We start from the raw sequence: 565 nt of genomic DNA, 5'->3' as shown, positions 1-565 counted from the left end.
TGCCGCAGCCCAGGCCGAGAAGATCAACCTGCGCATCGGTGACGGCACGATCTGCATCGCGCTCGATGAAACCACGACGCCGGAAACCGTCGAAGCCATCTGGCGCGCATTCGGTGGCAAACTTGGCTATTCAGACGTGGAGCATGGTGTCAGCGAAGCCCTGCCCGCCTCGCTGAAGCGCAGCTCGGCCTTCCTCACCCATCCCGTCTTCCACAGCCATCGCTCAGAGACCGAACTCCTCCGTTACATGCGGAAGCTCTCGGACCGCGACCTGGCGCTTGACCGCGCGATGATCCCGCTCGGCTCCTGCACCATGAAGCTGAACGCGACGACCGAGATGATGCCGTTGACCTGGCCCGCTTGGGGCTCGCTGCATCCGTTCGTCCCGTCCGAGCAGGCTGCGGGCTATCAGCAGCTTTTCGCGACGTTGGAGAAATGGTTGTGCGACATCACCGGCTATGATGCCGTGTCGCTGCAGCCGAATTCCGGCGCGCAGGGCGAATATGCCGGCCTGCTCGCGATCCGCGCCTATCACGCGGCACGCGGCGACAGCCATCGCAATATC

1 pseudogene is annotated in these 565 nt (G+C 63.7%); it reads left to right on the top strand.

What is annotated here, in order from left to right:
• Positions 1–565, top strand: a pseudogene (locus AC1DU6_RS35220) (glycine dehydrogenase (aminomethyl-transferring)); the annotation flags it as partial.

It is taken from the genome of Roseateles sp. P5_B10 (assembly GCF_056400485.1).
This window is presented reverse-complemented; position numbering and strand designations above follow the sequence as displayed.